This is a genomic window from Streptomyces desertarenae, assembly GCF_042681365.1.
Classification (GTDB): domain Bacteria; phylum Actinomycetota; class Actinomycetes; order Streptomycetales; family Streptomycetaceae; genus Streptomyces; species Streptomyces desertarenae.
Genome location: NZ_JBHUFU010000005.1, coordinates 43839 through 61282, shown reverse-complemented (window position 1 = coordinate 61282; position 17444 = coordinate 43839). Strand labels below are relative to the sequence as shown.

Below are 17444 nucleotides of genomic sequence, written 5' to 3'. Positions count from 1 at the left end.
CGCACGGGGAGGTGCACGACACGCGCAAAGCCCGCTTTCCCCGGAGAAAAGCGACCTCCTGCACCGGCGTGCCACCCCCTCGTGCCACCATCGTCCCGGCGGTGACAGGTGATACGAGAACGAAGAGAGACCGAAGAGCAGCAGGGCGGCAGTCCCCACGGAGAGGGGACCCGCTCCGCCGGCCCCTTGCGGCACACGGACGGAAGCAATGCTTCCGGGCAGTCCCCGGCCGTCCCGGAGGGCGCGGAGCCGGACCAGCTGGAGGGCGACGAGCCGATCCTCCCCGCCCGGGTGCACCGCCCCTCCGACCTGATGCGGCTGCTGCTCGGCGTCCTCGGCATCGCCGTCGTGCTGACCATCGCCGCCGTCGCCCACGGCACCACCGCGGGCCTGGAGCAGGACATCGACAAGGGCGCCGGCCAGGCCCCGCTGCTGCTGATCCGCTTCGCCGGGTTCGCCTCCAGCGTCGCCGTGCTGATCGTGCCGGTCGCCTTCGCCATCGAGCGGCTGATCAAGCGGGACGGGCTGCGCATCGCGGACGGCGTGCTCGCGGCCGTCCTGGCGCACGGCGTGTCGCTCGTCACCGACCTGTGGGTGGCCGAGGGGGCGCCCGCCTCCGTCCGGGACGCCCTGATCAATCCGGCCCCGGGCGGCGGACTCACCGACCCGGTGCACGGCTACCTCGCCCCCGTCATCGCCTACATGACGGCCGTCGGCATGGCCCGCCGCCCCCGCTGGCGCGTGCTGCTGTGGGCCGTGCTGCTGCTGGACGCCTTCGCGGTGCTGGTCGGCGGTTACACCACGCCGTTCTCGATCCTGGTCACCGTGCTGATCGGCTGGACGGTCGCCTACGGCACGCTCTACGCGGTCGGCTCCCCCAACGTCCGCCCCACCGGCCAGACCCTGATGGCCGGGCTGCGGCGCGTCGGCTTCAGCCCCGTGCGAGCGGCCCCGCTCGGCCAGGCCGCCCCGTCCGAGGCCGAACGGGGCGGCCTGGCCGAGCGCAGCCGCCGCTACCTGGTGACGCTGGAGGACGGCCCGCCGCTGGACGTCACCGTCGTGGACCGCGAGCAGCAGGCGCACGGCTACTTCTACCGCGCCTGGCGCCGCCTGGCGCTGCGCGGCATCACCCAGCGCCGCAGCCTCCAGTCGCTGCGCCAGGCCCTGGAGCAGGAGGCGCTGCTGGCGTACGCGGCCATCGCCGCCGGAGCCAACGCCCCCCGGCTGATCGCCACCTCCGAGCTGGGCCCCGACGCGGTGATGCTCGTCTACGAGCACATCGACGGCCGGTGCCTGGACACCCTGTCGGACGAGGAGATCACCGACGGGCTGGTGCGGGCGGCCTGGGAGCAGGTCCGGGCCATCCAGTCGCGGCGGATCGCCCACCGGCGGCTGGAGGACGGCGCCCTGCTGGTGGATCGCTCCGGTGCGGTGTTCCTCACCGACCTCAGCGGCGGCGAGATCGCGGCGGGCGACCTGGTGCTGCGGATGGACGTGGCGCAGCTGCTGGTCACCTTCGGGCTGCGCGTCGGCGCCGAGCGCTCGGTGGCGGCGGCGGTGGAGGTGCTCGGCCCGGACGCGGTGGCCGACAGCCTCCCCCTGCTCCAGCCGATCGCCCTCAGTCGCGGCACCCGGGCCACCTTGCGCAGGCTGGCCAAGGAGCGGGCGCAGCGCGAGCGGGAGGCGGCCATCGAGGCCTCCCGCCACAGCCGGGAGGTGCGGCACGCGGAGGGCCGTGCGCACCCGGGCGACCGCAGGTCGCTGCGGGCGGAGCGGAACGCCGAGAAGCAGGCGGTCACGGAGGCGCTGGAGGAGGCGCGCGAGGAGGACCTGCTCTCGCAGATCCGCCAGCAGGTGCTGCTGATCCGCCCACAGGCGCCGATGCAGCCGGCCCGGCTGGAGCGGGTCCGGCCGCGCACGCTGGTCAGCTTCATCGCCGGCGCCTTCGCCGCGTACTTCCTGCTGTCGCAGCTCACCCACGTCGACTTCCGGCAGGTCATCGGCGGCGCGGACTGGGGGTGGGTGGCCGCCTCGCTGCTCTTCTCGGCCCTGACGTACGTGGCGGCGGCGCTGAGCCTGCTGGGCTTCGTGCCCGAGAAGGTGTCGTTCCCGCGCACGGTGCTGGCGCAGGTGGCGGGCTCCTTCGTCAAGCTGGTGGCGCCCGCGGCGGTCGGCGGCGTCGCCCTCAACACCCGCTTCCTGCAGCGCGCCGGGGTGCGCCCCGGCCACGCGGTCGCCAGCGTCGGCGCCTCCCAGCTCTTCGGGCTGGGCAGCCACGTCGTCCTGCTGCTGGTCTTCGGCTACCTGACGGGCACCGAGCACACCCCGACCCTCTCCCCGTCCCGGACGGTCATCGCGGGGCTGCTGACGGCGGCCGTGCTCGCCCTGATCGTGACGGCGGTCCCGGCGCTGCGGAAGTTCGTGGTGAACCGGGTGCGGGCGCTGTTCGCGGGGGTCGTACCGCGGATGCTGGACGTCGTCCAGCGTCCGCAGAAGCTGCTCAGCGGCATCGGGGGCATGCTGCTGCTGACGGTCTCGTTCGTGCTGTGCCTGGACGCCTCGGTGCGTGCCTTCGGCGGCGAGCTGAGCTACGCGAGCATCGCGGTGATCTTCCTGGCGGGCAATGCCCTGGGGTCGGCCGCGCCCACCCCGGGCGGTCTGGGGGCGGTGGAGGCGGCCCTGATCGCGGGCCTGATCGCCTTCGGCCTGGAGAAGGAGATCGCCACCCCGGCGGTCCTGCTCTTCCGGCTGATGACGTTCTGGCTGCCGGTCCTGCCCGGCTGGCTGTCCTTCACGCACCTGACGCGCAGGGAGGCGCTCTGATCCGACAGCCGGAGGAGGGGCGGCGGGACCACCACTCGCCCGGCCTCGCGGATGCGAACCGGTATCGCGGATGCTCCTTGCGTCCACCCGCCTGTCGGCCATAACGTTTCGCACATGCGCTCCTACTCCATGGGCCGGGCGGCCCGGCTGCTCGGCGTCAGCGCCGACACGGTGCGCCGCTGGGCGGACGCCGGACGGCTGCCCACGCGCCGGGACGGGAGCGGCAGGCGGCTGGTGGCGGGCGAGGACCTGGCCGCCTTCGCCGTCGCCCTCGCCGCGGAGGACGGAAGCGGGGAGGACGGCGAGCCGCACACCAGCGTCCGCAACGCCTTCCCCGGGATCGTCACCGCCGTCCGGCTCGGCGACGTCGCCGCCCAGGTCGAGATCCAGGCCGGGCCCCACCGGCTGGTCTCCCTGGTCACCCGGGAGGCCGTGGAGGAACTGGGACTGGCCGTGGGCGTGGAGGCCGTCGCCCGGGTGAAGGCCACCAGCGTGCACGTCGACCGGGTGTGAGGCGTCCGCCGTGACGACCGCGCCCCCCGGAACGTCCCGCGCGCTCCGCCGCCCCCCGCGGCGCTCCGCCCGCCTCCGCGCCGCCGCCGTCCTGACCGCCCTGCTGGCCCTCCTGGCGTCCGCCTGCGGAGGCGGCGCCCTCGGCGGCACCGGCGGCGGCCGGACGACCGTGACGGTACTGGCCGCCTCCTCCCTCTCCGACGTCCTCACCGAGGCCGGCGCCGCGTACGAGGAGGAGCATCCCGGCACGCGGCTGCGCCTCTCCTTCGCCGGTTCCCAGGAGCTGGCGGCGCAGGTGCGCCAGGGGGCGCCCGCCGACGTGCTCGTCACCGCCGACGCCGAGACCATGGACGGGCTGGGGGAGGCGGTGGGCCCGTCCACCGTGATCGCCCGCAACCGGCTCGTCATCGCCACCGCGCCCGGCAACCCCCTGGGCGTCGGCTCGCCCGCGGACCTCGCCCGCGAGGACGTGGCGGTCGTGCTCGCCGCCCCCGAGGTCCCCGCCGGCCGGTACGGGCGGCGGCTGCTGAAGGAGGCGGGCGTCACCGTGCGCCCGGTCTCCCTGGAGCCGAGCGTGCGGGCCGTCCTGGGCAAGGTGGAGCTGGGCGAGGCCGACGCGGGAGTGGTGTACGCCACCGATGCCGCCGCCGCGCGCGGCCGTGTGGACGCCGTCCCCCTGCCCGCCGGTCCCGGCACCGACGTGCGCTACCCGGCCGCTCCGCTGGCCGGCGCGCCGCACCCGGAGGAGGCCGCCCGCCTCGTCGCCTGGCTGGGCACCGGACCGGCCCGCCGCATCCTCCGGGACGCCGGCTTCCTGCTGCCGTGACCCGCCGCAGCCCGGACCGCCCGGAACCGGTCCGCCGCCCGCGGGTGCGCAGGCGCCCGCCCGCCGCGCTCACCCTGCCCGCCGTGCTCGCCCTGGTCTTCCTGGCCGCGCCCCTGGCCGGGGTGCTGGCCCGCACCCCCTGGCCGGACCTCGGCGGGCAGCTCGCCTCCCCGGAGGTGGCCCGCGCGCTGGGCCTGTCCCTGCTGGTCTCCGGCTGGGCGCTGCTGCTCTCGCTCGTCCTGGGCGTGCCGCTGGCCTGGCTGCTGGCCCGCGCCGACTTCCCCGGCAAACCGCTGGTGCGCAGCCTGGTGCTGCTGCCGATGGTGCTCCCGCCGACCGTCGCGGGCGTCGCCCTGCTGCGCGGCTTCGGACGGAACGGGCTGCTGGGCGGGCCGCTGGAGGCGCTGGGGGTGGTGCTGCCGTTCTCCACCGCGGGCGCGGTGGTCGCCGCCGCCTTCGTCTCGATGCCGTTCCTGGTCATCAGCCTGGAGGGGGCGCTGGCCGGGATCCACCCCCGCTACGAGGAGGCGGCCGCCACCATGGGCGCCTCACTCCCCCAGACGCTGCGGTACGTCACCCTGCCCATGGCGATGCCGTCCCTGGTGGCGGGCGCCGCGCTGTGCTGGGCGCGGGCGCTGGGCGAGTTCGGCGCCACGATCACCTTCGCGGGCAACCTGCCCGGAACCACCCAGACCCTGCCGCTCCAGGTGTACCTGCTCCTCCAGAACGACCCGGCCGCCGCGACCTCGGTCTCCCTGCTGCTGCTCGCCGTGGCGGCGGCCGTCCTGATCGCCCTGCGCGGCCGCTGGCTCGGGCCCTCCCGCTGAGGCGCCCGCGCCCGGCGGCGAGGGGCGGGCCGTCACGGCGACGGCCCGCCTCCGGGTCACCGCCCCGGGGCCGCCGGAGCCGGAGGGGCCGCCGGAGCGCCCCGGCGGTCGTTCCGCTCGAAGCGGCCGGAGGTCACGCGGTTCCGTCCTCGTGGACGGGGTGGTGGTCGGTCGTACCGCTGGCCTTCACGACCCGCACGCGGACGGGAGTCCCGTCGGCGGTGTTGCCGGTCGCGCAGTCCGAGCGGTACGGGGAGGAGTGCCCGCGGGCGCCGGCCGTGCGGTCGATGTCCCCGTCGCGGCCGATGTCGAGCCGGGCCTCGGTGCCCCAGCCGTCCGCAGCGGTGTCACAGGCCGCGCCCGCGTCTCCGGGCCGTCGCCGTAACCGGTCGGGTCGGGGCCCGGACCGTGGTTCCGGACGCCGTACCCGCCGCCTTCGTGGGCGCCGTGGCTCCGGTGCGCGGCGGACGCGGAGGTTGGCCGTGGCCGGCCCCGAAGCGACCGCGCACAGTGTGACGCAGGCGGCCCGCATCCTGGTCGACCTCACGCGGTCCCCGACGTCCTGCCGTCCGGGCCCGGCCGTTCCCTCTCCCGGAGGGTCCCGGTGGGCGCCCGACGGGCACGGTGAGCCCAGCGGACCGTGACCGTGCCGGCACACGGGATTGCCGGATCAGTGGTCGCCGGCCGGGGACGCGCGCCGTGAGCTCCGAGGCGGACACCCGCCCTCGGCCCCCCTCCTCGGCCGGGAGGCGGCCGGGAAGGCGGGGACGGAGGACAACCGCCGAACGGCAGGCACCGGAGGGGGCACGGTGCCGGCCGACCGGCCTGACGACGGGCGACGGCCGCGTCCCGGCAGCACTGCGGCGGGGCACGGCGCGCCGCCGCACCCCGCCACAGGGAGTTCTCAGTAGACCGGCTTCTCCGGCTCGATCTGGGTGACCCAGCCGATGACGCCGCCGCCGACGTGGACGGCGTCCGAGAAGCCCGCGTTCTTCAGCACCGCGAGGACTTCCGCACTGCGGACACCCGTCTTGCAGTGCAGGACGATCCGCTTGTCCTGCGGCAGCTCGCCCAGGGCGTTGCCCATCAGGAAGTCGTTCTTCGGGATGAGCCGGGCGCCCGGGATGGCGACGATCTCGTGCTCGTTGGGCTCGCGAACGTCGATGATGTCGATGTTCTCGCCCTCGTCGATCCACTGCTTGAGCTGCTGCGGGGTGATGGTCGCCCCCATGGCGGCCTGCTGGGCCTCCTCGGAGACCACGCCGCAGAACGCCTCGTAGTCGATCAGCTCGGTGACCGTCGGGTTCTTGCCGCAGACCGCGCACTCCGGGTCCTTGCGGATCTTGACCTGCCGGTAGGACATCTCGAGGGCGTCGTAGATGGTCAGGCGCCCGACCAGCGGGTCGCCGATGCCCGCGAGCAGCTTGATCGCCTCGGTGGCCTGGATCGAGCCGATGGACGCGCACAGCACGCCCAGTACGCCGCCCTCGGCGCAGCTGGGGACCATGCCGGGCGGCGGGGGCTCGGGGTACAGGCAGCGGTAGCACGGACCGTGCTCGCTCCAGAAGACCGACGCCTGCCCGTCGAACCGGTAGATCGAGCCCCACACGTACGGCTTGTTCAGCAGCACGCACGCGTCGTTGACCAGGTAGCGGGTGGCGAAGTTGTCGGTGCCGTCCACGATCAGGTCGTACTGGCCGAAGATCTCCATCACGTTGGAGGAGTCCAGCCGCTCCTGGTGGAGGTTGACCGTCACGTACGGGTTGATCCCGAGCACCGTGTCCCGTGCGGACTCGGCCTTGGGACGGCCGATGTCCGACTGGCTGTGGATGATCTGGCGCTGGAGGTTGGACTCGTCGACCTCGTCGAACTCGATGATGCCGAGGGTGCCCACACCCGCCGCGGCCAGGTACATCAGGGTGGGCGAGCCGAGTCCGCCCGCACCCACGCACAGCACCTTGGCGTTCTTCAGCCGCTTCTGCCCGTCCATCCCGACATCCGGGATGATCAGGTGACGCGAGTATCTGCGGACCTCGTCGACAGTGAGTTCGGAGGCCGGCTCGACCAGGGGTGGCAGCGACACGGGGACCTCAACAGGGTTGGTCGGTGGACGGTTGTTCCTCCCGTAACACTGCCACGCCCGATCTCATTCCGAGACACCCGGTCCGAGCCGCGAGACGATCTCGTCCCAGTAGCCGGGCATCGCCTCCCAGGGGTCCGCCGCCTCGCCCTGTCGCCCCCGCCGGGTGCGGTCGGTGAACCAGACGGTGCCCGCGCCCTGCCAGCGTGCGATGCGGACGGCCTCGTCCAGGTGGGTGCGCGGCACCCCGTGCACCAGATGGCAGAAACGGTCCGGCGGATGGTCCGCCGTCCACGGCGCCGCCTGCGACCAGCGGTAGTCCGTCCACGGGCCGGAGAACGTCACCAGTTGGTCGGCCACCTCGGCGTAGCCGGGGAAGGGGTGGGCGCCGTGGCCCAGGACGAGGTGGAGGTCCGTCCCCAGGGCCCGCAGCACGGCCACCACCCGCTCCACGTCCGGCAGGTCGGCGCGGCCGGCCGGGCAGCGGTCCAGGTAGAAGCCGTCCACCCCGTACCAGTCCAGGTAGCGGTGCGCGTCGTGCACCAGGTCGCCGAAGTCCCGGGTGCCGTGTCGCAGGTCCAGGTGGCCCAGGGCCCGCACCCCGGCCTCCCCCAGCCGGCACACCGCCGCCGCGCAGTACGGGTCGGGGCAGGTGCCCGGCCCGCGCGCCACGTTGAGCACCGCCCAGTGCACCGGGACGCCGGGCCGGGCCAGCTCCGCCCACTCCGCCGGGGCCACCAGCGGGTGGGCGTAACCGGGCACCCCGACGCCGAGCCGCCCCGGGGCCCCGGCCGCCGGGCACCGTCTGCCGGAACTGGTCAGATACGGCATGCCGCCTCCATCCAGATGTCCGCCAGCGACTCCTCCAACCCGATCCGGGGCCGCCAGCCGAGCCGGTCGCGTGCGCTGCGGACGTCCGCCTGCTGCCAGGGTCCGCAGCCGTCGGGGTAGGGGGGCATCTGGGGGGCGCCCGGGTGGTGTTCGTCCACCTCGTGCACCGGGCCGGTGTGTCCGGCGACCCGGGCCAGCACGGAGACCACCTCGCGCAGCCGCACCGCGCGCCCGCTGCCGATGTTGACCACGCCCTGGGCCGCCGAGAGGGCGGCGGCGTGCACCGCCCGCGCCACGTCCCTCACGTCCACGAAGTCGCGCTGGACGCCGAGGCCGGCGAGCCGCAGCTCGCCCTCGCCCTGCTGCATCACCCGGCGCATCGCCTCCGCCAGCCGCCCCAGGGGCGAGCCGGTGGGGGTGCCGGGGCCGGTCAGCGAGAAGACGCGCAGCACGATGGCGTCGAGCCCGGAGCCCAGCACCAGTTCGCTCGCGGCGAGCTTGCTGACGCCGTACGGACTGCCGGGGCGCGGCACCGCGTCCTCGCCGGTGGAGGAACCCGCCTGGGAGGGCCCGTACTCGGCGGCGCAGCCGACGTGGACCAGCCGCGCGCCGCAGCCGCTGCGGCGCAGGGACTCGCAGACGGTGGCGGTGGCCACGGTGTTGTGCCGGATCAGGTCGCGGGCGCTGCCGCGCACGGCACCGGCGCAGTTGACGACGACACCGGGGTGGACGGCGTCCAGGAAGCGGGTGAGGGCACCGGGACTGCCGGTGGACAGGTCGAAGCGGACGTCGGCGTCGTCGCCCCGGCCGAGCGCGGTGAGCTGGACGGCGGGGTCGGCGAGCAGCCGGTCGGCGACGTGGCGGCCCAGGTGTCCGTTGGCTCCGATCAGCAGCACTCTCATCGGGCGTCCTCCCGCGCAGGTGCGGTGACGCCGGTGGCGCGCGGAACGGTCATGTGGGGTGTGCTCCTTCATCGGTGGTGCGCCGTGCACGCCGGGGCGTGCGCCGGCAGGTCGGGGACCCGGCACCGGGCCGGCGCCGGGCACGTCCGTCAGGGACCGCTCCGGTGGTGGGCGGAGGCGCCGGTGAGGGATCCGGCGGCGACGGCGAGCAGGGCGAGGGCCGCGCAGGCGCAGGCCGCGGCGGACACCGCGGCCGGCCCCCAGGCCTCCACCAGGGCCCGCACGGGTCGGCTCAGCGGTTCCAGCGCGGGCAGCCGGGCGGCCAGGGCGGTGGCGAGCCCCGCGGCCTGCAGGACGCAGGCCGCGGTGAGGCCCCGTGCGGCGGCACGGGCGAAACCGTGGGCGGACAGCAGGAGGGCGGTGAACAGGAGCATGCCGAGGGCGGCCGCGGCGACCAGGGGGGTGGCGGACGCGGCGGGGCCGCCGCCGGGGACCGCGAGGGGGCCCGGTCCGCCGTCCACGACGGCGTGGGCGGCGGCCAGCGCGGCGGGCAGCGCGGCGGCGAACACCGAGACGGCCGCGGTCAGCGCCGGACGGGTGCGGGCGGCGAACTCCGCCAGGCTCCGTCCGGCGGCCAGCTGCCGCCGCGCCCGCGCGGCGAACCAGCGGGCGCACCAGACGGCGGGGGCGACGGCCAGGGCCAGGCCCAGCGGCAGGCACCGCTCGGACAGCAGCGGCCCGGACGGCGGAGGCACCCCGCCCGCCCCGCCCAGGGCCGCGGCCGGCAGGCGGTCGCCGAGGAGGACGTGGCCGGTGAGCCAGCAGCAGGCGAGCACGGCGGCGGCGGTCGCACCGGTGCCGCGCAGGCACAGTGCCACGGCCGACACCACCACCGCGGCGGCCACCGCGGCCGGCGGGAGCCCCGCCGGGAGCGGGAGGGCGAACGCGGCCGCGCACAGCCCGCCGGGCAGCACGGGCAGCAGGACCGTCCGGGCCGCGCGCGCCCACCGGGTGCGGCGCCGGGCGGGCCGCTGTCGCGCGGCGGCCTCCTCCGGCACCGCCTCTTCCGGCACCGCCTCCTCCGGCACCGACCCCGCCGGCACCCCCGCGGCAAGCGGGCCGTCGTCGCGGGGCGTGCGGGCGTACAGCTCCTCGGCGAGCGAGAAGACGTCCCGGTGCCGGAAGCGCGCCGCGGTGCGGTCGGTGATCCCGTGCGCCTCCAGGGCCGCGGCGATCTCCAGCGGGTCGACGGCCCCCCTGCACAGCTCCCCGTGCCGGTGCAGCAGGAGGCGCACCGGATCGGCGGACCGCACGGGGCTCACCGGGCCGCTCACCGCGCCCCCTCCCCCGCCGCGGCGGCCGCCGCGCGCGCCCAGCTCGGGGTGCGGGCGCCCCGCCCGTCGGCACCGGGGCCCCGGCCGGTGCCGGGCGGACGCGCCGGGGCGCGGACGGGGAGGGGCGCCGCGGCGTTCCGCCGGCCGGGGAGGTGCGCCTCCGGCGGCAGGGCGAAGGGGCGGGGGCGGGCGACCGGCTCGGCGGCCCGGGGACTGCGCGAGAGGAGTTCCAGGTAGAGGCCGCGGAACGCCGTGAGGTTCTGCTCGGCGGTGAACAGCTCCACGGCCCGCGCCCGGGCGGCGGCGCCCAGCCGGGCCCGCCGGGCGGGATCGCCCAGCAGGGCGGCGCAGGCGCTCGCCAGGGCGCTGGGGTTGCGCGGCGGCACCACCAGCCCCGTGCCGCCGACGGCCTCGCGCACCGCGCCGACGTCCGTGGAGACCGTGGCCCGCCCGGCGAGCATCGCCTCCGCGAGGGAGACCGGGAAGCCCTCCACCACGCTGGAGAGCACGGCGATGTCGGCGGCGGCGTAGACCTCGGCGAGCCCGGGTGCCTCGGGGTCGCCGAGCCGGGCGAAGCAGACGGGGTTCTCGCCCGCGCTGTGGGAGTCGGCCGCCTCGTCGGGGAAGAGCTGGGCGGCCAGCGCCCGGCAGTGGCCGAGGTACGCGGCGTCCTGCGGACGGCGCCCGCCCGCGGCGCCGGCACCGCCGGGGCGTTCGGCGATCAGCAGCCGGGCACCGGGCACCGTCCTGCGGAGCCGGGCGAAGGCGTGCAGCAGGCCGACCAGGTCCCTGGCGGGCTCCACCCGCCCGACCCACACCAGCAGCGGGTCGGGGCGGTCCCGTCCGGTGTCCTCCTCGATCCCCGCCAGCTCCGGCGCGTCCATCCCCGGGTGGACCGTGCGCAGCCGGCTCCGGTCCGCGCCGCACCTGAGCTGCCAGCGGCGGGCGTGGGCGTTGCCTGAGGTGACCAGTTCGGCCCGGCGGTACGCCTCGTGCGCCAGCCGCCGGTGGAACGCGGCGAGCAGGGCGCGCACCGGTGCCTCCACGGCGCCGGGTGCGACGGCGCGCGCGGCGCTGGCGAGGTAGTGCTCGCGCAGCCGCACCCCGTACTCGGTGATCAGCAGCGGCGTCCCGTGCAGGCGGTTGGCCAGCAGGCCGGGCAGGGCGGCCGGTCCGGCGCCGACCACGTGGCAGACGTCGGCCGCGGCCAGTCCGTCCTCGCCGTACCAGTCGGTGGCCAGCGGGCGCAGCACCCGCTCCAGCTGCTCGGCGACGGTGAGCAGGTCGGTGACGCGGGCGGTGCGCACGGCGTGCGGCGCGCCGCGGGCCCGGCAGGCGTCCTCCAGCAGCCGCAGGGCCGGTTCGGACAGGAGCGCGGGGGCGAGTCCGCCGTGCTCGCGGGCGAGCGCGGCGAGTCCGTGGAGGCCCCCGGCGAAACGGTCCGCCTCGGCGCCGTCCGCCTCCGGCCCGCCGTCCGGTGCCGCGCACACGGCGCGGACCAGCGCGGCGAAGTGCTCGCCGAACCGCCGTCTCTCCCGCCGCCCGTACCGTCCGTGGCGCCGGTCCGCGCCGTGCGGGGGACCCCACAGGGGTGCGGTGCGCACCCGCAGGACGTTCTCCGGGAGGGCGGACCAGGCCCCGTCGCGCTGCCGCTCGTCGCGACCGAGCGCGTAGACCTCGAACCCGTGGCCGCCCAGTCCGCGCACCAGCCGGTCGCACCACGCGGCCGCGTCACCGCCCGGGTACGGGTAGCCACCCTCGGTGAGCAGTGCGATGCGCACGCGTCCACCCCCGCTCGTAGGTCCTGGCCACCGGCCGTCCCGTGGCACCGGGGGAAGACGTTATGCGCGAGGTGGGGCGACACGGCGGACGGTTGTCCGCCGCACCACCGGAAGGGGTGAACTACCGTGACTTCCGGTGCGGTTGGGCGTTCGATCGTTTAGTGGCCGGCGCGGAGCGCCCGGCGGCGCACGGCCCCCGGGGCGCGGACGTCCCGGTGCGCGGCCCCCGCGGGCGGGATCCCGCCCTCACGCGTCGGGGAAGGGCCAGGCGTTGGGGCGGCACGTCGCCCCGCCCACCGTCAGGTACTTGGTCTGCTGCATCATCACCGGGGCCAGGGCGCCGTCCCGCGGACAGCCGACGTGCCCCCGGCCCAGCCGGTGGCCCACCTCGTGGTTGATGAGCATCTCCCGGTACTCCCGGATCCGCTCCGGCCCGAAGGTCTCCGCGCCCCGTGCCCACCGGTAGGCGTTGATCATGACGCGCTCGGTCGCGGCCGAGTCGCACGACACGTTGTCGATCGTGGTGTCCAGACCCGACCTGGCGCACCACCGGGCGGTGGTGGCCGGGCCGGCGAGCGTGATCACGAAGTCGGCCTCGCCGTCCCCGGAGACCCGCTCGAAGGTGCGGGCGCCGCCGTGGCTCCAGCTCCGCTCGTCGTTGAGCGTGCGGTGGACGGCCTCGGCGAACAGCTCGCCGTCCAGCGGCAGCCCCTCCTCGACGTCCACCCGGTAGCGGATCCGCTCACCGGAGCCGGGGGCCTCGTCCCCGCCGGGGACGGCCACGAGCCGCCCGGAGCCCTCGTGGTCCGGGTCGAGGTCGTACAGCCGGCCCATCAGCTCGTCGTAGGAGGGCGCGGGGGACGGCGCGGTCCCGGAGGGGCGCGACGGCGTCGGGCGGCTGTCGGAGCGCGAGGCGTCCGGCACCCCCACGCGCGCCCCGTCCCCTCCGGCCGCGATCCGGCTTCCGACGGCGTCCCGCCCGTCGGCCACCTGGCCGGCCACCGCGACGGCGAGCACGGCGGTCACGGCCGCGGCGGCCACCCCGGTGACGGTGCGTCCCCGGCCGCCCCGCTGCCTCCGCCGGGCGGCGCGGCCGGTCCGGGGCGCGGCGCCCGCGCCGTCCGCGTCCGCGCTCCCGGCCCGGTCGCCGTCGGTCCCGCCGCCGTCGGTTCCGTCCTCGGCGCTCCCGCCGCCCGCGGTGCCGTCACCGGCACCGCCCGGCGCGGACGGCGCCGGCGGCGCGGAGCCGCCGTCCCGGGCGGATCCGGACGCCCCCGTCGGAGCCGACGCCGCCGGCGTGCCGAAGATCCCGTCGTCGAAGGCCCGGAGGTACTCCTGCCGGGGCACCCGGCCGGTGTCGTGCGCGGCGTCGCCGGACGCAGCGGCGGGGGCGGCGGGAGCGGTGTCCGCGGCACCCGGGGTGCCGAGGCGCTGCGGCGGCACGCCCCAGGCGCCGCCCGGTTCGCGGTGCTCGGGGTGCCCGCCGCGGACCCCGGGTCCGCGGCGCCGGGGGGCGGGGGCGGCGGCTCCCGGTCCGGCCGGGCCGCGTCCGGCCGGCACGCCGTGCGGCGGGGTCTGGGCCGGGTGGGGCCTGGGGGACTCCTCGTGCGGTGCGCGCCGCTGCTCCTCGGCCGCGGTGGCCGGCCTGCCCCGGCGGCTGTGACGTCCCACGCCTCGTCAACCCCTGCCCGTGTCGGTGTCTCCCAGCAGATCCCGGAAGGCGTCCGCCACCGCCTCCGGGTACTCCATCATGGCGACGTGTCCGGCGTCCGGGAGCACCAGGAGTCGGGAGTCCCGGAAGGTCCTGGCCGCCCTGCGCGCCATGCGGAACGAGACCAGCAGGTCGCGGCCGCCGTACACCAGGAGCGTCGGCGCCAGCACCCGCTCGGCCTGCCGCCACAGCGCGTGCTGGCCGCCGAGGGTGTAGGCGTTGACCAGCCCGCGCGCGGACCGGGCCAGCGAGTCCCAGAAGTAGGGCAGCGCCAGCCGCCGCTCGTACTCCTCCACCGCGGCCCGGAAGTCCTCCGGTGCCACCGCCGACGGGTCCCCGTAGCACAGGGTCAGCACCTCGCGGGTGCGCCGCTCGGCCGTCCAGTGCCGGGTCATCCGGTGGTAGAGGGCGACCGCGCCCGGCACCGCCAGCAGGCCGATGGGTATCGCGGTGCGCTGCGGGCGCAGCTCGGGCAGGGCCGGCGAGACGAGGGTGAGGGTGCGCACCAGGTCGGGGCGGACGGCCGCGACCCGCGTGACCACCGCTCCGCCCAGGGAGTTGCCGAACAGGTGCACGGGCCCGCGCCCGGAGGCGTCGAGGTGGCGGATGACGGCCCGCGCGTGCCCGGAGAGGGAGTAGTCGCCGTCGTCCGGGGGCGGGGAGTGGCCGAAGCCCGGCAGGTCCAGGGCCTCCCCGTCGACCGTGTCGGCCAGCTCGCGCATCAGCAGGGACCAGTTCAGGGACGAGCCGCCCAGCCCGTGGACGTACAGCGCCGGGTGCAGTCCCTCGCGGGCGGCCGGGCGCCTGCGCACCGAGAGCGTCAGACCGGGCAGCGACACGGATCTGAGGTCCTCGCCCTCCACGGCCCGCGCGCGGCCGTGGGGCGGCACCTCGAACGGGGCCGCGGTGGCCGGCCCCGGCTGCTCGGTCGATGACATGGGGGCAATGTTACGAGACGATCACTGCCGCCCTCACGTGTTCGGGGTCACACCGTTCCGGTCCCGGGAATTCTCCTCCCGGACCCGTGTGGGACCCCTCCTGCCTGGAAAGAGGACCGTCATGCCTGTTGACCCCACCGACCCCGAGACCTTCGACGACTTCGAGGACGAGGAGGACGCCCCGGCGGCCGAGCGGTTCGGCGTCGAGGCGCCCGAGGCGGACGCCGCCGAGCAGCACGCGGAGGTGCTGCCGCGCCGGGACGTCCCCCTGCTCGGGCCCGACTCCCCCGAGGTGAACCCCGCGGACGCCGCCGAGCAGGCCCTCGTGGTCGAACTCGACGAGGACGACTACCGCTGAACCGATGCGTCGCACGTCCGGACAACGGATTTCTGCGCTCGCGGCACGCACAGGAGGTTTACCCAAAAGTAGGATGGCGGACGCAAGCGCACAGCGCGCGGAACGACCCCTTCCCCGGTCCCCTTCCGGGTCCCTGCCCGGGAGTCGTTCCAGGGAGACCACAGGAGGCGAGCGTGACAGCCGTCGAGCAGACCGAGGCACGTCCGCGGGGCACACGTCTGCCGCGCCGGGCCCGACGCAACCAGTTGCTCGGTGCCGCGCAGGAGGTGTTCGTCGCCCAGGGCTACCACGCCGCGGCCATGGACGACATCGCCGAGCGGGCGGGGGTCAGCAAGCCGGTGCTGTACCAGCACTTCCCCGGCAAGCTCGACCTCTACCTGGCACTGCTGGACCAGCACTGCGAGGCGCTGGTCCAGTCGGTGCGCGCGGCACTCGCCTCGACCAGTGACAACAAGCAGCGGGTCGCCGCGACCATGGACGCCTACTTCGCGTACGTGGAGGACGAGGGCGGTGCCTTCCGCCTCGTGTTCGAGTCCGACCTGACCAACGAGCCGGCCGTGCGCGAGCGGGTGGACAAGGTCAGCCTGGACTGCGCCGAGGCGGTCAGCGAGGTCATCTCCGAGGACACCGACCTGCCCCGGGACGAGGCCATGCTGCTGGCCGTCGGGCTGTGCGGGATGGCGCAGATCACCGCGCGGTACTGGCTGAGCGACGGACAGCGGATCCCGCGCGACGCCGCCGCCAGGCTCATCTCGTCGCTGTCCTGGCGGGGCATCGCGGGCTTCCCGATGCACGGCTGACCGCCGCTCCGGCCGCCGCCCGGGGCGGTGCCCGCCGGCGTTGTTCGCTGTCGGCGTGCGGTCCCGGACGGCCCGGCGTCCCGCCGCGGGCTAATGTTGCTGGCATAACGGCGCGGCCGGCCGCGCACTCCGCCCCGGCCCGGGCCGGGGACAACACCGAACCGTTCGGAGGGACATAGCCGTGGAGGTCAAGATCGGGGTGCAGCACGCGCCCCGCGAGATCGTTCTGGAGAGCGGGCAGACGGCCGAGGAGATCGAGAAGGCCGTGGCCGAGGCGCTGACCGGCAAGTCGCAGCTGCTCAGCCTCACGGACGAGCACGGCCGCCGGGTCGTCGTCCCGGCCGACCGGCTGGCCTACGTGGACATCGGCGAGCCCAGCGGCCGCAAGGTGGGCTTCGGCGCCATCTGAGCCCGCGCCCCACGGCGCGCGACGGCGCACGCGGCCCGGCGGGCACGCACGGCGGCCGGGCGGGGATTCCCCGCCCGGCCGCCGTTTCGCACGCGGGGGGCACGGGGTAGGACCGAGTAGCCCGACGTGCGCACTCCGTGCACTCCACCATCGGCCCGCGGGAGGTCCCATGCCCTGGGAAGTGATCGGCTCCGTGCTCCTCGGCCTCGCCGCCGCCCTCGTCGCCGCCCGCCGCTTCCCCGACCGGTTCCGCGACCGGGCGCTGGTGCTGGCCACCGGGCCGGCGGCCGCCTTCGGCGGCGGCGTGATCGCCCGCGTGGTGCTCGGGCCCGGCCACGCGCTCCCCGTCCTCGCGGTCGCCGTGCTGGTCTCGGCGGCCCTGCTGTCACTGCTGGTCCGGCCCGGCGGCGCGCCGGCCCGCGGCCGCCCGCGCGTGGGCGCGGCCTGACGGCCGGCCGGGCCGGCGCGCCGCCGGGCGGCCCTCAGGCCGCCAGTCCCAGCGCCGCCATCCGCTTGGTGTGGGCCTCGGTGATCCGGGAGAACATCCGGCCGACCTCCGCCAGGTCGAAGCCCGCCGTCACCCCGCCCACCAGCATCATCGACAGCGCGTCGCGCTCGGCCACCACCCGCTGGGCCTGCGAGAGCGCCTCGCCCATCAGCCTGCGGGCCCACAGGGCGAGCCGGCCGCCGACCCGGGGGTCGGCCTCGATGGCCGCGCGCACCTTCTCGACCGCGAAGCCGGAGTGCCCGGTGTCGTCCAGCACCGCCAGCACCAGGGCACGGGTGTCGGAGTCGAGGTGGACGGCGACCTCGCGGTAGAAGTCCGAGGCGATCGAGTCGCCGACGTACGCCTTGATCAGCCCCTCCAGCCAGTCCGAGGGCGCGGTCTGGCGGTGGAACTCGTCCAGTGCCGCGGCGAAGGGCTCCATCGCGGCCGTGGGGTCCTCGCCGATCCGGGCCAGCCGGTCGCGCAGCCGCTCGAAGTGCTGGAACTCCGCCGACGCCATCGAGGCCAGCTCCGCCTTGTCCGCGAGGCTGGGGGCCAGCTTGGCGTCCTCCGCGAGCCTCTCGAAGGCGGCCAGCTCACCGTAGGCCAGGGCGCCCAGCAGGTCCACGACCGCAGCCCGGTACTGCGGGGTCGCGCTCGCCCCGGCCCAGTCCTGCGCGGCGATGTCCACGGGCGCCCCGTCCCTGGGCCCCTCGGCTCCGGCGGGGGATGTGTCAGACGTCTCCATGCTCCGCACAATAGCCCTCCGGCAGCGCCTCCCACCTGCCCGGGAGTCCCCCGGAGCGGGCCGCGCGCCCCTTGTG

16 protein-coding genes are annotated in these 17444 nt (G+C 76.4%); 8 read left to right on the top strand and 8 right to left on the bottom strand.

All coding sequences use genetic code 11. From position 1 onward, the window contains the following. Positions 1–108 precede the first annotated feature (108 nt). From ACFSJS_RS10145 to ACFSJS_RS10130, 4 genes are all read left to right on the top strand, one after another. Complete coding sequence (locus tag ACFSJS_RS10145; protein ID WP_380899011.1) at positions 109–2823, top strand: lysylphosphatidylglycerol synthase domain-containing protein; 2715 nt, start codon at positions 109–111, stop codon at positions 2821–2823. Between the two features lie 114 nt (positions 2824–2937). Then, positions 2938–3336 (top strand): TOBE domain-containing protein, encoded by a 399-nt coding sequence (locus ACFSJS_RS10140; protein ID WP_380899010.1) that lies wholly within the window; start codon positions 2938–2940, stop codon positions 3334–3336. Positions 3337–3346: 10 nt separating this feature from the next. After that, a complete protein-coding gene (gene modA, locus ACFSJS_RS10135; RefSeq protein WP_380899009.1) occupies positions 3347–4162 on the top strand; it encodes a molybdate ABC transporter substrate-binding protein in 816 nt (271 codons plus the stop codon). Next, positions 4159–4989: an ABC transporter permease gene (locus ACFSJS_RS10130; protein WP_380899008.1), complete on the top strand. Its 831-nt coding sequence runs from the start codon at positions 4159–4161 to the stop codon at positions 4987–4989. Before modA ends, ACFSJS_RS10130 begins: the two co-directional genes overlap by 4 nt. Before the next feature lie 904 nt (positions 4990–5893). On the opposite strand, the gene moeZ is transcribed toward ACFSJS_RS10130, so the two are convergent. The 7 genes from moeZ to ACFSJS_RS10095 form a co-directional block, all read right to left on the bottom strand. Further along, entirely contained in the window at positions 5894–7072 is a 1179-nt protein-coding gene (gene moeZ, locus ACFSJS_RS10125; RefSeq protein WP_380899007.1) for an adenylyltransferase/sulfurtransferase MoeZ, read from the bottom strand. Positions 7073–7135: 63 nt separating this feature from the next. Next, positions 7136–7900: a spherulation-specific family 4 protein gene (locus ACFSJS_RS10120; protein WP_380899006.1), complete on the bottom strand. Its 765-nt coding sequence runs from the start codon at positions 7898–7900 to the stop codon at positions 7136–7138. Next, positions 7888–8802, bottom strand: a complete 915-nt coding sequence (locus ACFSJS_RS10115) for an NAD-dependent epimerase/dehydratase family protein (RefSeq protein ID WP_380899005.1) — start codon at positions 8800–8802, stop codon at positions 7888–7890. Before ACFSJS_RS10115 ends, ACFSJS_RS10120 begins: the two co-directional genes overlap by 13 nt. A 149-nt stretch (positions 8803–8951) precedes the next feature. Next, positions 8952–10136 (bottom strand): hypothetical protein, encoded by a 1185-nt coding sequence (locus tag ACFSJS_RS10110; RefSeq protein WP_380899004.1) that lies wholly within the window; start codon positions 10134–10136, stop codon positions 8952–8954. Then, positions 10133–11917 (bottom strand): DUF3492 domain-containing protein, encoded by a 1785-nt coding sequence (locus ACFSJS_RS10105; RefSeq protein ID WP_380899003.1) that lies wholly within the window; start codon positions 11915–11917, stop codon positions 10133–10135. Before ACFSJS_RS10105 ends, ACFSJS_RS10110 begins: the two co-directional genes overlap by 4 nt. Before the next feature lie 246 nt (positions 11918–12163). Next, complete coding sequence (locus tag ACFSJS_RS10100) at positions 12164–13588, bottom strand: DUF3152 domain-containing protein (RefSeq protein WP_380899002.1); 1425 nt, start codon at positions 13586–13588, stop codon at positions 12164–12166. A 6-nt stretch (positions 13589–13594) separates the two neighbouring features. Then, positions 13595–14566: an alpha/beta hydrolase gene (locus ACFSJS_RS10095; protein ID WP_380899001.1), complete on the bottom strand. Its 972-nt coding sequence runs from the start codon at positions 14564–14566 to the stop codon at positions 13595–13597. Positions 14567–14687: 121 nt separating this feature from the next. Here ACFSJS_RS10095 and ACFSJS_RS10090 point away from each other — a divergent pair, with 121 nt between their 5' ends. From ACFSJS_RS10090 to ACFSJS_RS10075, 4 genes are all read left to right on the top strand, one after another. Further along, entirely contained in the window at positions 14688–14924 is a 237-nt protein-coding gene (locus tag ACFSJS_RS10090) for a hypothetical protein (protein WP_380899000.1), read from the top strand. Between the two features lie 173 nt (positions 14925–15097). Next, a complete protein-coding gene (locus ACFSJS_RS10085; protein ID WP_380898999.1) occupies positions 15098–15724 on the top strand; it encodes a TetR/AcrR family transcriptional regulator in 627 nt (208 codons plus the stop codon). 181 nt (positions 15725–15905) lie between these two features. Further along, positions 15906–16133, top strand: coding sequence for a DUF3107 domain-containing protein (locus ACFSJS_RS10080; RefSeq protein WP_380898998.1), 228 nt, complete (start codon positions 15906–15908; stop codon positions 16131–16133). 169 nt (positions 16134–16302) lie between these two features. Next, on the top strand, positions 16303–16581 hold the full coding sequence (locus ACFSJS_RS10075; RefSeq protein WP_380898997.1) for a hypothetical protein: 279 nt from the start codon (positions 16303–16305) through the stop codon (positions 16579–16581). Between the two features lie 34 nt (positions 16582–16615). On the opposite strand, the gene ACFSJS_RS10070 is transcribed toward ACFSJS_RS10075, so the two are convergent. Next, complete coding sequence (locus tag ACFSJS_RS10070; RefSeq protein ID WP_380898996.1) at positions 16616–17368, bottom strand: ferritin-like fold-containing protein; 753 nt, start codon at positions 17366–17368, stop codon at positions 16616–16618. Positions 17369–17444 lie beyond the last annotated feature (76 nt).